This window comes from Cryptosporangium japonicum, from assembly GCF_039524755.1.
Classification (GTDB): domain Bacteria; phylum Actinomycetota; class Actinomycetes; order Mycobacteriales; family Cryptosporangiaceae; genus Cryptosporangium; species Cryptosporangium japonicum.
On the sequence record NZ_BAAAGX010000033.1, the window covers coordinates 367,350 to 380,936 of the forward strand.

The window sequence follows — 13,587 nt, forward strand, 5'->3', positions numbered from 1 at the left end:
GATGGAACCGGGGCGCGGGGACGGCAGCGACGTCGTCCCGAAGTCGGTGCTGGCACGCGGGCTGCGCCTGCTCGACGCGTTCGGCGCCACCGACGTCGACCTGACCCTCTCCGAGCTGTCCGAACGTACCGGCCTGCCGAAACCGACCGCGTACCGGCTGCTCAACGAGCTGGTCACCTGGGGTGGCCTGGAGCGCACCACGCGCGGCTACCGGCTGGGCATGAGCCTGTTCGTGCTCGGCCAGCGGGTGCCCCGGCACCGCGAGCTGCGCGAGGCCGCGCTGCCGTACCTGGAGGACCTCTACGAGGCCACTCACGAGAACATCCACCTCACGGTGCCGGCCGGCAACGACACGCTGTTCCTGGAGAAGGTGAGCGGACGCCGCTCGACGCCGATCGTGTCGCGCGTCGGCGGGCGCCTGCCCGCGCACTGCACGGCCACCGGGAAGGTGTTCCTCGCCTACGGCTCGCCCGACCGGTTGCGTCAGGTCGTGGAGGCGGGGCTGGCCCGCCTGACGCCACGCACGATCGTGATGCCGGGCCTCCTGCGCCAGGAGCTCGCGCGCACGCTCGAGCGGGGCTACGGCATCAACCGGGAGGAGGCCGAGGTCGGTGTCTCGGCCGTGGGCGCACCGGTCTTCGACCACGAGCGTTCGGTGATCGCGGCGATCTCGATCACCGGCTGGGCGCAGCACCTCGATCTCGACCGGCTCGCGCCCGCGGTGCGCACGGCCGCGCTGGCGCTCTCCCGTGAGCTGGCCCGCGACACCGCGAACGGCACGCTCAGATGGTCAGCTCGGTAGTGGTGTGGTGGCGCACCAGCGGCGCCAGCGACGCGTCGAACCGGGCGAGCACCTGACGCACCCGCGCCTCGGCGAGCGGTCCGAGCGCGTCGTAGAGCTCACCGAAGACCGCGCGGGCCCGGCGCCGGGGCCAGTCCGCGGGCAGCACCCGTTCGGGCAGGTCGGGGTCGAGCGCGGGGAACGTCCGCCAGACGTCCATCAGCCGGGTGCGGGCGATCAGCGCCTCGGCCGACCCGACGTCGCCGCCGTCGAGCCGTTCGCGCAGCGGGAGCGTGTCGGCGAGGAACGTTTCGTAGGCGTGCCGGATCTCGTCGAGGTCCCAAGCCGAGATCAGCGGGGTGCCGACCGCTTCCTCGGCCCGCATCACCGCGGCCGAGCTGATCGCGAGTTCGTCGAGGAACTCACGCACCTCCGCGGTCGCCGCGCGCGGTGAGACCCACACCCCGTCGAACAGTGGGGCGAACCCCAGCCACCGCAGCCGGCTTCGCAGCAGGTGGCGCAGGTCCCGCTGTTCCTCCGGGAGCGAGAACGTCGCGACGGTCCAGACGCCGTCCCAGGACTCCTCGCGGGTTCCCAGGTGGACGATGCGCTTCGAGCTCTGGACGATGGTGCGGGTGGCCGACGCGGACAGGCCGTAGTAGGTGTTGCGCCCCACCTTGCTGGACTCCAGCACCCCCCGCCGGGCCAGGCGGCGCAGCGCGGCCCGTGCGCTCACCTCGCCGACGTCGAACTCCTCGACCAGCGCGACCAGCGCCGCCGACGGCAGGTGCTCCCGGCGGCCGTTCCAGTAGTCGCCGAGCAGGGTGACCAGGAGGTGCTGGGGCGAGGTTCCGGCCTGCCTGCGGGGCAGCTGGACCGTGGTCATGGGGGTGTGGTGGCTCGCGACGTCTGCTCTCGTCGGGGTGGCCACTCCGGGATCATACGAATCGGCTCGTCGGGGGTCTTCCGGCGCCGCCGCACGCGGTTGCGCAGCCACGGCACCACCCCGGCCGGCATGAACAGCAGCACGCCGATGAGCAGCACGGCGTACGCGGCGTACCCGAGGACGGTGGGCGCGTAGCTGGGCGCGCCGGGCCGGGTGCTCAGGTCGTTGAGCACCTGGACGACGAGCGTGACCGCGACCGTGCCGACGACCGGGCCCCAGCGGGTGCCCAGGCCGCCGAACACCGCCATCACCACCCACTCGACGGACATCGCGATCGTGAACGAGCCCGGCGCGATGTAACCGAGGAAGAACGCGTAGATGCCGCCGGCCAGGCCGGCGAACGCCGCCGACAGGGCGAAGACCGTGACCTTGTAGCGGATCACCGGCACGCCGCTGGCCGCGGCGGCCTGCTCGCTGCCGGCCAGCGCACGCAGCGCCCGGCCCGGGCGGCTGGCGACGATGTTGGCGGTGAGCAGCAGCACCAGCGCCACCGCGGCCCAGGTGAGCCAGGCGTACTCGCGGGGCTCGTCGAGCGTCACCGAGCCGATGCCGAACTGCGGGATGCCCTGCAGCCCGATCGCGCCGCCGAAGAACTCGATCTCGGCCGCCACCGACAGGATGATCAGCTGCAGCGCGAGCGTCGCGAACGCCAGGTAGTGGCCGCGCAGCCGGAGCAGCAGCGCGCCGAGCAGCGCCGCCGCGGCGGCGGCGACCAGCGGGGCGGCGAGCAGGCCGACGACCGGCGGCCACCCGTGCACGGCCGGGACCGCGGCGGTGTACGCGCCGATGCCGTAGAACGCGGCCTGGCCGAGCGAGACCTGCCCGGCGTAGCCCATCAGCAGGCTGATGCCGGTGACGACGAGCACCGCCAGGCCCATCAGGACGTAGATCGAGAGCCGGGTGTCGTCGAGCACCAGCGGCAGGCTCATCGTGACGACGAGGAACCCGACGCCGACGAGGCGGTTCATACCGCCACCGCCTGGGGCTGGCGGACGGCCCTGACCACCATGACCAGCACCATGAAGCCGAGCGCGACCTCGGTCTGGAAGGAGCCGTCGACGTAGCCGGCGAAGAGCGTCTGGCCGATGCCGAGCAGCAGCCCGCCGGCGAGCGCGGTGCCGGGCCGGTCGAGGCCGCCGAGGACGGCCGCGGCGAACCCGTTGACCGCCAGCGCGACGTCCCGGTCGAACGCGATCGACTGCAGCGGCGTCAGGAGCACACCGGCGATGCCGCCGAGCACACCGGCCAGCGCGAACGCGTACAGGCCCATCCGGCGCACGTCGATGCCGGCCAGCCGGGCGGCGTACGGGTTCGCCGCGCACGCGGTGAGCCCTTTGCCCAGGTAGGTGCGGCCGAAGAACGCGCCGAGCGCGGCGAACGTACCGGCCGTGACGACCATCACGAGCAGCCACTGGTGCTGGATCCGGACGTCGCCGAGCGTCACGACGCCGGAGAGGCCGTCGAAGCCGCGGGGCTGGTCGCCCCAGACGATGATCTCGATCGCGTAGCCGAGGAACCCGAGCCCGAACGTGATCACCAACGACGCCAGCGGCGGGGTGCCGGGTTTGCCGATCGCGACGACGCCGACGACCAGGCCGACCGCGCCGGCGAGCGCGATCCCGCCGAGCTCGGCGATGCCGTGCGGCCAGTGCGCCGAGAGCAGCGAACCGGCGGCCAGCCCGGCGACGACCGGGAACATGCCCTGGGCGAAGTTCACCACGCCGGTGACCCGGTGCACGACCACGAACCCGCTGGCCAGCAACGCGATCGTGCAGCCGAGGGCCGCACCGGCCACGAGGTACCCCAGTAACTCACTCATCCGGGCAGTCCTCCCAGATAGGCGGCGGCGACGGCGGGGCTGGCCCGCAGCTCGGCCGAGGGACCGGACGCCACCACGCGGCCGGCTTCGAGCACGTAACCGCGCCGGCAGAGTTCGAACGCCAGCGTCGTCTCCTGTTCGATCAGCAGCACGGCCAGGCCGCGGTCCCGGTTGAGTTCGGCGAGGTGCGCGGCGAGGTCACGGACCACGAGCGGGGCCAGCCCGAGCGAGAGTTCGTCGACCGCGAGGAGGTCGGGGTCGGCCATCAGCGCGCGCCCGACGGCGACCATCTGCTGCTGGCCGCCGGAGAGCGAACCGGCGAGCTGCTGCCGGAGGCGCACCAGGTCGGGGAAGAGGTCGTAGATCCGCGCCGGGTCACGCCGGGAACGCTGGTTGCGCCAGGCCCCGAGCCGCAGGTTGTCCTCGACGCTCAGCGTGGCGAACAGCTGCCGCCCCTCGGGCACCTGGGCCATCCGGCCGTCCAGGCGGACCGTTCCCGACGCCGGCCGCACGATCCCCGACAGCGTGTTGACCAACGTGGACTTCCCGGCGCCGTTCGCGCCGACCAGCGCGACCATCTCGCCCGGCGCGACGTCCAGCTCGACGTCGTCCAGCGCGGTGGCCGTGCCGTAGCGCACCACGAGTTCACGTACTTCCAGCATCGCGCTCCACCTCCCCGGGGCCCAGGTATGCGGTGACGACCGCCGGGTCGCGGCGCACCTCGGCCGGGGTGCCCTCGGCGATCACCGAGCCGAGGTCGAGGACGGTGACCCGGTCGGCGAGGCGGGAGACGAAGCCGACGTCGTGCTCGACGAGCATCATCGTCAGCCCCTCGCCACGCAGTCCTTCGATGACCTCCGCGAGCGCCGCCCGCTCGGCGCCGCGCAGCCCGGCCGCCGGCTCGTCGAGCAGCAGCAGCCGCGGCTGCGCGCAGAGCGCCCGGGCCAGCTGCGTGCGCCGCTGCTGGCCCAGCGGCAGCGACGTGGCGGGCACGTCGGCCCAGTCGGCGAGCCCGACCCGCTCCAGCGCGGCCAGCGCGGACACCCGGACGGCCCGTTCTTCGCGACGGCACCGGCGTGACCGGACCGCCGCCGCGAGGAACCCGTGCCGGACCTGGGTGTGCGCGCCGACCATCACGTTCTCGAGCGTGGTGAGCCCGGGGAACACCCGCGCACCCTGGAACACGATCGCGACGCCGTGGGCGGCCCGGCGGTGGGCGGGCAGCCGGGTGACCGCGTCACCGGCCAGGCTCACCCGCCCCGCGTCGGGCCGGAGCAGACCGGCGACGAGGTTGAACAGCGTCGACTTGCCGGCGCCGTTCGGGCCGATCAGGCCCCTGGTCTGCCCGGAGGGGACGGACAGGCTCACGTCACGGACCGCGAACACTCCGCCGAACGAGCGGGAGAGCCCCTCCAGCCGCAGTACCGGCGAGTTCACTTGGGGAGGTTCGTCGAGAGCTGCTGGACCATCCAGGGGGTGGGGACGAACGCCCCGCCGGTGACCTGGGCCATCGCGATGTTGTCGGTGGAGAGGCCGGAGTGGTCGTCGGCGCTGTACTCGTAGCGCCCGTTCGGCGACAGCAGCGACAGCTTCTCCAGCGCCGCCTGCACCTTCTTGCCGTCGGTGCTGCCGGCCTTGCGGATCGCCTCGGCCAGGATGATCACCCCGCAGTACCCGTCGGCGGCGAACTGCGGCGGATACGTGCCGTACTTCTTCTGGTAGTCCCCGGCGAGCTTGTCGACGGCCTGCTTCAGGTCACCGGCCGGCAGGTCCTTGCCGATCACGCCGATCGACGTGGAGAGCACGACCTTCTCCGCCGCCGCACCGGCCGGCTTGGTGAAGAGCGGGGTGCCCTGCGCGCCGGTCAGGATCAGCGGGATCGACAGCCCCGAGGACGCGAACTGCTTGGTGGCGATCACGGCGGGGGGCCCGGTGGCCCAGAAGAACAGCGCCTGCGCCCCGGACGTGCGCACCGGCGCGAACACCGCGCTGAAGTCCTGCGTGCCGGTGTCGAACGCCCGGTCGACGACGACCGTCACGCCGTACTGCGACGCCTTCTCCTTGACCGCCTCGTACCCGGCGACCGCATAGGAGCTCTTCGTGTCGTGGGCCAGCGCGATCTTGGTGATCTTGGTGGTCTGGAGGTACTTCAGCGTCTGCTCGGCGTAGGTGGACGAGCGGGCCGGGATCTGGAACGCGAACTTCCGCACCGGGTCGACCTGCTGGTCGGCCGCGGCGAGCGAGAGGTACGGCATCGACGCGCGTTCGGCCAGCGGGATCGCCGCCAGCGCGGAGTTGGAGAACGAGGAACCGATCACCGCGACCGCGCCCTCGTTCTTGTGCGCGTTGAACGCCAGCACCGACTGGTCGGGCTGGGTCTTGTCGTCCTTGACGACCAGCTCGATCTTCCGGCCGTCGATGCCGCCGTCGGCGTTGATCTGTTCGACGGCGATCTGCGCACCCTGCTGATCGCCGGTGCCCAGCGCCTGGTAGTTGCCGGTGAGAGGCACGGTCAACCCGATCCGGATCGGACCGGTCTCGGAGTCGCCGCCGCTGGACGAGCATCCAGCCAGAACGAGTACCGCCGCGAGTAGGGACGCCATCCAGATCCGCACGGTGAACCTCCTGGCATCGATGCCATGTGGCGTGGAACACATAGGGCCGGTCCGTGATTTGGCAATCTAGAGGCGTGACGACCGCCGGTCAATATGGTGTGGATCGTTGCCTCCACAAGAGACCTTCTATTTGCGACTCCGCAGGCCACGGGGACATTCCACGCCCTATTTCGCCCAGACGAACAGGTTCCGCGCGTCGCTTGACGAGCTGAATCGAAGCCGAGCAGGAAACCTTAAGGAAACCCGATCGGTGACCTATCGCAGTCCCGGCCAGCGGTTCCATCGAGAAATGGCGGGCAAGCTCTGGTCCCATGCCGGAGTCCGATGAGTCCCGATCGCTGTCCGACCGTGCACGCGTCCGGCGTCTCATCGACGCGCTCGACCGGGACACCGTCACCGACGCCGTCCTGCAGGCCCTGCGGGCGAGCCGCGGACTCGACGGCCACGCCCCCACCGAGCCCCGCGCCGGCAACCCGCGCTGGACCGCGGTGCCGCCGTTGGTGCGCGACCACGTGCGGATGTTCACCCGGATGCTGCACTCCGGCGAGCAGCCCACCCGCGCCGAGCTGCGCGCCCTCGTCCGGCAGGCGGCGGCGGCGTCCCAGTCGCCGGTCGAGGAGCTGCTGCGCTCCTACCGGATCGCGGCCGAGGCGGCCTCCCGTGCCGTCCGGGCGGCGGCCGGCGCGGAGGACCTCGCGGCGGTCGTGACCGTCACCGAGGAGATGATGGCCTACGTCAACCTGACGACGGCCGCGATCGTCCAGGCCAGTCTCGACGACCGCGACCTGCGCCGGTCCGAGCGCGAACGCCGCTTCCGGCGGCTGTTCGACGCATTGGACGGCGCCGCCGCCCTCACCGCCGACCTGGTCGAGCTGGCCGACGACATCGGGCTCCCGACGACCGGGCCGTACCTGCCGTTCACCGCCGCGCAACGCGGCGCCGGCGCCGGTGACCACGCCCGCCTCGCCGCGGAGCTGACCGCGGCCGGCGGCGTACTGGCGTTCAGTGAGGGCACCCGGATCGACGGCATCTGCCGGTCGCCGTCGGCGCTGGAGTGGCTGACCGGCCTGGACGAGGTCGCGGTCGCGGTCGGGCCGGCGGCCTCCCGCGGCCGGCTCGGCGCCGCCTGCCACGACCTGCACGTCGTCATCGAGGTCGCGGTGCGGCACGGGCGCACCGGCACGATCGGGCTGGCGGACTTCGCGCCCGAGGTGCTGGTGGAGCTCAGCCCCGAGGTGAGCGACGCGCTGACCGCCCGGGTCTACGACCCGCTGCCGGAGGACCTGCGGACGACGCTGCACGCGCTGGTGGCCTACGGGTTCGACCGCACGAGCACGGCCGCGACGCTGCACATCCACCGCAACACGCTGCTCTACCGGCTCGGCCGGATCGAGGAGCGGCTCGGCCTCGACCTGAGCCGGGCCGCCGACCAGGTCGCGATCTACCTGGCGACGCTGCGCCACGACCGGGTCCGGGAGAGCACCCCACCGGCGCCGGAGACGCCGTCCGGGACGCACCGCACGCCCCCGGCCGGCTCGGCCCCGCCGGGACTCGGCCCGCCGAGCACGTCCCGCCCACGCGCACACGCGGTGGCGCTGGCCGCGAACGACCACGCCGGTGTCCCCGCCCGACTCGCCGTCCGGGCCGGGGAACGCTGAACCCTGCTACCGTCGAAACGTCAGATCGGTGATCCGAGGAGACGAACCGTGGCGGGAGACGACGACATCTCCGGATGAGTTCCGGGGGTGAGCCACCGGCGCAGTCGCGCCGCCGTGGCCATTTCGTCGTTCCCTGATCATGTCGGGCCCGCCGGTGGCGTGCCCGCGTTCCCCCGTGAGGGCATGGCATGTCCACTGCGTTCGTCAGCTGTTCCGACCTGTCGTTCTCCTGGCCGGACGGCACCCCGGTCTTCGATTCCCTGTCGTTCTCGCTCGGCGGTGGCCGCACCGGCCTGGTCGCGCCCAACGGTTCCGGCAAGAGCACGCTGCTGCGGCTGATCGTCGGCGAGCTGCGGCCGGCCGCCGGGAGCGTGACCGTCCAGGGCACGGTCGGCTACCTCCCCCAGACCCTGCCGCTCGCCGGCGACCCGACCGTCGCCGAGGTGCTCGGCATCGCGCCGGTGATCGAGGCCCTCGACGCGCTGGAGTCCGGTGACGCCGGCGAGTCCGTGCTGGCCGCGATCGGCGACGACTGGGACGTCGAGGACCGCACCCGGGCCCAGCTCGACCGGCTCGGCCTCGGCGGGCTCGCGTTCGACCGGCGCCTGGACACGCTGAGCGGCGGCCAGGTCGTCTCGCTCGGCGTCGCGGCGCTCCTGCTGGACCAGCCCGACGTCCTGCTGCTCGACGAGCCCACGAACAACCTCGACGCCGGCGCCAGGGACGCGCTCCACCGCGTGCTCGACGAGTGGCGCGGCTGCGTGGTCGTCGTCAGCCACGACCGGGCCCTGCTCGACCGGATGGACCGCATCGCCGAGCTCCACCGCGGCGAGATGCACCTGTACGGCGGCGACTTCACCGCGTACGAGAGCGCGGTGGCGGCCGCCCAGGACGTGGCCGAGAAGAACGTCCGCAGCGCGGAGCAGGAGCTCAAGCGCGAGAAACGCGGCGCCCAGCAGGCCAAGGAGCGGGCCGCGCGGCGGGCGAGCACCGCCTCGCGCAACCTCAAGAGCGCCGGGCTGCCCCGCATCTTCGCCGGTAACATGGCTCGGGGGGCCCAGGAATCAGCGGGTCGTGCGAACGACCTGCACGCCGCCCGCCTGGAGGGCGCCCAGGCCCGCCTCGACGACGCCGAGCGCGCGCTGCGCGACGACGCGACGATCACGCTGGACCTGCCGGGCACGCGGGTACCGGCCGGCCGCACCGTGTTCAGCGGTGAGCGGCTGCGGGTGCGCTCCCTCTTCGCCGGCGACGGCGTCGACCTGACGGTCCGGGGCCCGGAGCGGATCGCGCTGGTCGGCCCGAACGGCGCCGGCAAGTCGACGCTGCTGCGCCTGCTGGCGGGCCAGGCGACGCCGACCGCCGGGGTGCTGCGCCACGGGCCGGGCCGGGTCGCGTACCTGTCCCAGCGCCTGGACCTGCTGGACCCGGAGCGCACGGTGGCGGAGAACTTCGCCGCGTTCGCCCCCGAGCGGCCCGAGTCCGAGCGGCTCACGCTGCTGGCGCGGTTCCTGTTCCGCGGCGGCCGGGCGCACCTGCCGGTCGGGGCGCTCTCCGGCGGTGAGCGGCTGCGCGCGACGCTGGCCTGCGTGCTCTACGCGGAGCCGGCGCCGCAGCTGCTGCTGCTCGACGAGCCGACGAACAACCTCGATCTGGTGAGCGTGGGGCAGCTGGAGAGCGCGCTGGAGGCCTACCAGGGCGCGTTCGTGGTGGTCAGTCACGACGAAACGTTCCTGGCGGCGCTCGGGGTCACCCGCCGGTTGCGGCTGGACGGAGGGGTGCTCACCGAGGCCGGTGGGGCGACACCGGAGCGCTAGAAGCCCCGCTCACATCACCCGGGGGTGAAATGTGCAAGGCTGGGCGATATGGAGCAATCGACCATGGGAGCGTCGGCACCGGTCGACGTGGTGCGGCCGCTGGTGCGGACCCGCCTGGACGGCGCGGTCGCCGTCGTCATGCTCGACTCCCCGGCCAACCGGAACGCGCTCTCGCTCCCGGTCGTGACCGGCCTGATCGACGCGATGGACACCGCGGCCGGCGACGACGAGGTCCGGGTCGTCGTCCTGGTCGCCGAGGGCGAGGTGTTCTGCGCCGGGGCCGACCTGACCGAGCTCACCGAGCCCGGCGAACACCACCCGGAGATCTGGGCGGAGGCCTACCTGGCGTTGCTGCGGGCGATGGTGCGCTTGCCGAAGCCGATCGTCGCCCGCATCCACGGCGAGGCGGTCGCCGCCGGGCTCGGGCTGGTGGGCGCGAGCGACCTGGTGATCTCGGAGCGGAGCGCCCGCTACGGTTTCACCGAGACGCGGATCGGCCTCGCTCCGACGCTCGCGGCGCTGCTCACGCTGCCGCGGCTCGCCCCGCGGGCCGCGGCCAGGGCGTACCTGACCGGCGTCACGATCGACGCCGGGATCGCCGAGGAGATCGGGCTGGTCAGCCAGGTCGTCGAGGACGAGATGCTGGACGCGGCGGTGGACTTCGCGGTGGCGAGCCTGCTGGCCGGGTCACCCGGGGCGCTGGCCGCCACGAAGGAGCTGCTCACCCGGCCGATCCGGGCCCGGCTCGACGAACAGGGTCCGAGCATGGTCAAGCTCTGGTCCGAGCTGTGCGAGGCCCCGGAGGCCAGGGAGGGCATCGCCGCGCTGCTGGAGAGCCGCCTTCCGCACTGGGCCGTGCCGGACTAATAGAGGCCTCGCTCGCGGGCGGCGAGGCGGGTCAGGCCCATCAAGGCGTCGGTGGCCGGGGTGGGGACGCCCACCGCGGCGGCGATCTCGCGCACCGCCCCGACCAGCGCGTCGAGCTCGATCGGGCGGCCGGAGCGGGCGTCCTGGAGCATCGACGTGGTCATCGCCCCGAGCCCGCGGGTGACGGTCATCCGGTCGGCCACGGTCTCGTCGATGTGGCACCCGATCCGGTCACCGACCTCGGCCGCCTCACGCATCACACCGGCGCAGAACTCGTGCACCAGCGGATCGTCGAGGATCCGGTCGCTGGTGGCGCCGGTGAGCACCGAGACCGGATTCATCGTCATATTGCCCCAGAGCTTGTACCAGATGTCGGCCTGGATCCGGGTCGAGAGCGCGGTCGGGACGCCGGCGTCCGACAGCAGCCGCACGACGTCGGCCACCCGCTCCGACCGGCTCCCGTCGGGTTCGCCGACGATCAGCCCGTGCCCGATCGCGTTGAGCACCGCGACGCCGGGTTCGGCCACCGCCGCGCTGTAGTGCACGACTCCCCCGAGCACCCGCTCGGCCGCGACGGTCTTCTCCACGACCCCGTCCGGGTCCACCGCACGCAGCCGCCGGCCCCGCAGCTCGGCGGGGATACCGGCGCCCGCCGCGAAGAACCACCAGGGCACGCCGTTCATCGCGGTGAGCACCACGGTGTCGGGCCCGACGAGCGGCGGCAACGCGCGCACGGCGTCGGCCAGTGCGGTGGCTTTGACCGAGAGCACCACCAGGTCCTGGACGCCGAGCTCGGCCGGGTCGTCACTGGCGGCGGCGGGCGCGGTGAGCAGTGCGCCGGTGCCGCGGTCACGCAGACGCCAGCCGTGCTCGCGGAGCGCGGCGAGCGTGGCGCCGCGGGCCACCGCGGCCACACCGACGCCGGCCGCGGCGAGCCGCGTGCCCAGCACGCCGCCGACCGCGCCGGCCCCGACGACGCAGACCCGGTCGATCAGCCGGGTCCTTCCGAGCGGTCCACCGGCCCCTCGCCGACGGGTTCCTCCTGCGTCTTGAGGTAGAAGCTGGTCAATCGGCCCCCGTTGTCCTCGGTCCACTCGGCGAAGACCGGGCTCTCGGTCTGCAGGATGCGGTGGTAGGTGTCGAAGTCCTCGACCGGGAGGTAGGCGGTCAGGCGGTTCGGCGTGTTCATGTTGCCCAGGCTGTTGCTGGGCGTGAACAGCACGACGGCGTCGGACACCGGCGGGCGCCCGTCGGGGTCGAACACGAGGATGATCGAGTGCCAGGGGAACGGCCGCTCACCGGCAGTCTTCACCGCGCCGTAGGAGAGCACGTAGCGCGTCACACGGAACGTCGGCACATGAGTCCATTCAGGTCGTAGGGCGAGACCGGCTCACGATAACCGTATCGTCCCCTTCGACGGGTCTCTAGCGCCAGCCGATGATCGCGCCGGACACCGCGGCCGCGGTGTACTGGGCGAGCGGCAGGTGGATCGTGGCCTCGGTGCCGCCGCCGGCCCTGGCGGCGAGCGTGACGGTGCCGGCGTGCTGCTCGGCCACCATCGCCACGATGGACAGCCCGAGCCCGGACCCGGCGATGCCCCGCTGGAGTGCGTTCGATCCCCGGTAGAACGGCTCGAGCGCGCGGCCCAGCTCGGCCTCCGGGATACCGATCCCGGTGTCGGCGACGGTCAGCCGCGCGGTGCCGATCGGGCGGCCCTCCCCGGCGTCGCGGTCCAGCCTGATCGTGATCGTTCCGCCCGCCGGGGTGAACACGATCGCGTTGTGCACGAGCGCGGTGAGCGCCCGTTCGATCTGCCGCGACTCGCCGAGCACGGTCGCCGGGTCCTTCTCCTCGTAGCGCAGCTCCAGCTGCGCCTCGGCGGCCAGCGCCTCGGCCTCGGTGATCACTTTCATCGCGACGTCGCTGAGGTCCACCGGTGGGCGCTCGGTGAGGTCACCAGCCGGTCCGATGCCGGAGATCGTCAACAGGTCGAGCACCAGTTCGTGCAGGCGGGTGGTGTTGCGCTCGACGACCCGGACCGCGTTGAGCTGGTCCTCGGTGAGCCCGCCGAAGTCTCCGACGGCGAGCAGCTCGAGGTAGCCGAGGATGCTCGCGAGCGGCGTCCGGAGCTCGTGCGACGCGGTCGCGATGAACAGCTGCTTCTCGCTCTCCAACCGGCGCTGGTCGGCGAGCAGCTGCGCATTCTCCACCATGCGGCTCAGGTCGGCGGCGATCGACGTGAGCAGGTCGAGCTCGCCGGGCGTCCAGTTCCGGGGGCCGGTGCTGTCCATCACCATCAGCGCGCCGCACGGCTTTCCCGCCACCGAGATGCGGGTGGTGACGATCGCGCGGACGTCGGCCTCCTCGGTGAGGGTCCGCGCGGCGCGGGCGCGCGGGGTGTCGCCGTACAGGATCGGGTCGCCGCGCAGGTTGGTGTGGGCGTCCGGTGTGCCCACCGGTTCGGTGCTGCGCGGGTCGGGCGGCAGCAGCGGGAGCTGGTCGGACACCGGCTGGAGACCGTCGCGGTGCCACTGCGAGACCAGCGGTTTCCCGGCCGTGACCCGGACGAACACCCGGTCGACGGCGAGCGCGGTACCGACGCGGCGCACGACGTCGGCGAGCGCGGCCTCGGGGCCTTTCGCGCTCGGGTTCTCGCCGTTGGGGTCGGCGAGGCGGCGCACCAGGCGGCGGGTCTGTTCGACCGAGGTGGCCTGCTCGCACTCGGCGATCACCGTGTTCGCCGCCGCGTAGACCGTGCCGGCGCCGCCCGGCCCGTCGAGCGGGGCGCGTGCCGCGAGGTCACCGCCGGCGGCCCGGTGCAGTACGTCGCCGAGGACGTCCAGCGGCTGGGCGATCTCGCGGCCGAGGCGGAGGCCGATCAGCCCGACGAGTAGCGCGCCGCCGAGCGAGAAGACCCCGCCGTGCAGGGCACCGGAGGCGAACTCCACCACGGCCGCGAGCAGCAGGAAGACGATCACGATCGCGACGCCGAAGCGCATCCGCGTGGCCGCCGACCGCACGGTCCAGCCCCTCTCCGTCGCCAGTTAAGCCGCTTATGCGTGGTTATACCCTTTAGATCCCGCT

Annotated in this window: 13 protein-coding genes; 4 read left to right on the forward strand and 9 right to left on the reverse strand. The window is 72.9% G+C overall.

What is annotated here, in order from left to right:
* The first annotated feature begins 1 nt into the window (after position 1).
* Positions 2–802, forward strand: a complete 801-nt coding sequence (locus ABD437_RS37295; RefSeq protein WP_344653675.1) for an IclR family transcriptional regulator — start codon at positions 2–4, stop codon at positions 800–802.
* Here the strand turns inward: ABD437_RS37295 and ABD437_RS37300 are convergent.
* From ABD437_RS37300 to ABD437_RS37325, 6 genes are read right to left on the reverse strand one after another with little or no spacing between them, the layout of a single operon-like run.
* A complete protein-coding gene (locus ABD437_RS37300) occupies positions 783–1,667 on the reverse strand; it encodes a PaaX family transcriptional regulator (RefSeq protein ID WP_344653676.1) in 885 nt (294 codons plus the stop codon). The genes ABD437_RS37295 and ABD437_RS37300 overlap by 20 nt on opposite strands.
* On the reverse strand, positions 1,664–2,695 hold the full coding sequence (locus ABD437_RS37305) for a branched-chain amino acid ABC transporter permease (protein WP_344653677.1): 1,032 nt from the start codon (positions 2,693–2,695) through the stop codon (positions 1,664–1,666). The genes ABD437_RS37300 and ABD437_RS37305 overlap by 4 nt, the downstream gene beginning before the upstream one ends.
* Positions 2,692–3,546 carry a branched-chain amino acid ABC transporter permease gene (locus tag ABD437_RS37310; RefSeq protein ID WP_344653678.1) on the reverse strand — a complete coding sequence of 285 codons (855 nt, stop codon included), beginning with the start codon at positions 3,544–3,546 and terminating at the stop codon, positions 2,692–2,694. The genes ABD437_RS37305 and ABD437_RS37310 overlap by 4 nt, the downstream gene beginning before the upstream one ends.
* Complete coding sequence (locus ABD437_RS37315) at positions 3,543–4,208, reverse strand: ABC transporter ATP-binding protein (RefSeq protein ID WP_344653679.1); 666 nt, start codon at positions 4,206–4,208, stop codon at positions 3,543–3,545. The genes ABD437_RS37310 and ABD437_RS37315 overlap by 4 nt, the downstream gene beginning before the upstream one ends.
* Positions 4,192–4,983, reverse strand: a complete 792-nt coding sequence (locus tag ABD437_RS37320; protein ID WP_344653680.1) for an ABC transporter ATP-binding protein — start codon at positions 4,981–4,983, stop codon at positions 4,192–4,194. Before ABD437_RS37320 ends, ABD437_RS37315 begins: the two co-directional genes overlap by 17 nt.
* Positions 4,980–6,161: an ABC transporter substrate-binding protein gene (locus ABD437_RS37325; RefSeq protein ID WP_344653681.1), complete on the reverse strand. Its 1,182-nt coding sequence runs from the start codon at positions 6,159–6,161 to the stop codon at positions 4,980–4,982. The genes ABD437_RS37320 and ABD437_RS37325 overlap by 4 nt, the downstream gene beginning before the upstream one ends.
* A gap of 311 nt (positions 6,162–6,472) precedes the next feature.
* On the opposite strand from ABD437_RS37325, the gene ABD437_RS37330 reads away from it, so the two are divergent.
* The 3 genes from ABD437_RS37330 (at position 6,473) to ABD437_RS37340 (ending at position 10,503) form a co-directional block, all read left to right on the forward strand.
* Complete coding sequence (locus ABD437_RS37330; protein WP_344653682.1) at positions 6,473–7,819, forward strand: PucR family transcriptional regulator; 1,347 nt, start codon at positions 6,473–6,475, stop codon at positions 7,817–7,819.
* 188 nt (positions 7,820–8,007) lie between these two features.
* Complete coding sequence (locus ABD437_RS37335; protein WP_344653683.1) at positions 8,008–9,636, forward strand: ABC-F family ATP-binding cassette domain-containing protein; 1,629 nt, start codon at positions 8,008–8,010, stop codon at positions 9,634–9,636.
* A gap of 48 nt (positions 9,637–9,684) precedes the next feature.
* Complete coding sequence (locus ABD437_RS37340; protein ID WP_344653684.1) at positions 9,685–10,503, forward strand: enoyl-CoA hydratase-related protein; 819 nt, start codon at positions 9,685–9,687, stop codon at positions 10,501–10,503.
* Here ABD437_RS37340 and ABD437_RS37345 read toward each other — a convergent pair.
* From ABD437_RS37345 to ABD437_RS37355, 3 genes are all read right to left on the reverse strand, one after another.
* Positions 10,500–11,498: a 2-dehydropantoate 2-reductase gene (locus tag ABD437_RS37345; protein ID WP_344653718.1), complete on the reverse strand. Its 999-nt coding sequence runs from the start codon at positions 11,496–11,498 to the stop codon at positions 10,500–10,502. The genes ABD437_RS37340 and ABD437_RS37345 overlap by 4 nt on opposite strands.
* Positions 11,495–11,860, reverse strand: a complete 366-nt coding sequence (locus ABD437_RS37350) for a hypothetical protein (protein ID WP_344653685.1) — start codon at positions 11,858–11,860, stop codon at positions 11,495–11,497. Before ABD437_RS37350 ends, ABD437_RS37345 begins: the two co-directional genes overlap by 4 nt.
* Before the next feature lie 67 nt (positions 11,861–11,927).
* Positions 11,928–13,523: an ATP-binding protein gene (locus tag ABD437_RS37355; protein WP_344653686.1), complete on the reverse strand. Its 1,596-nt coding sequence runs from the start codon at positions 13,521–13,523 to the stop codon at positions 11,928–11,930.
* Between the last annotated feature and the right edge of the window lie 64 nt (positions 13,524–13,587).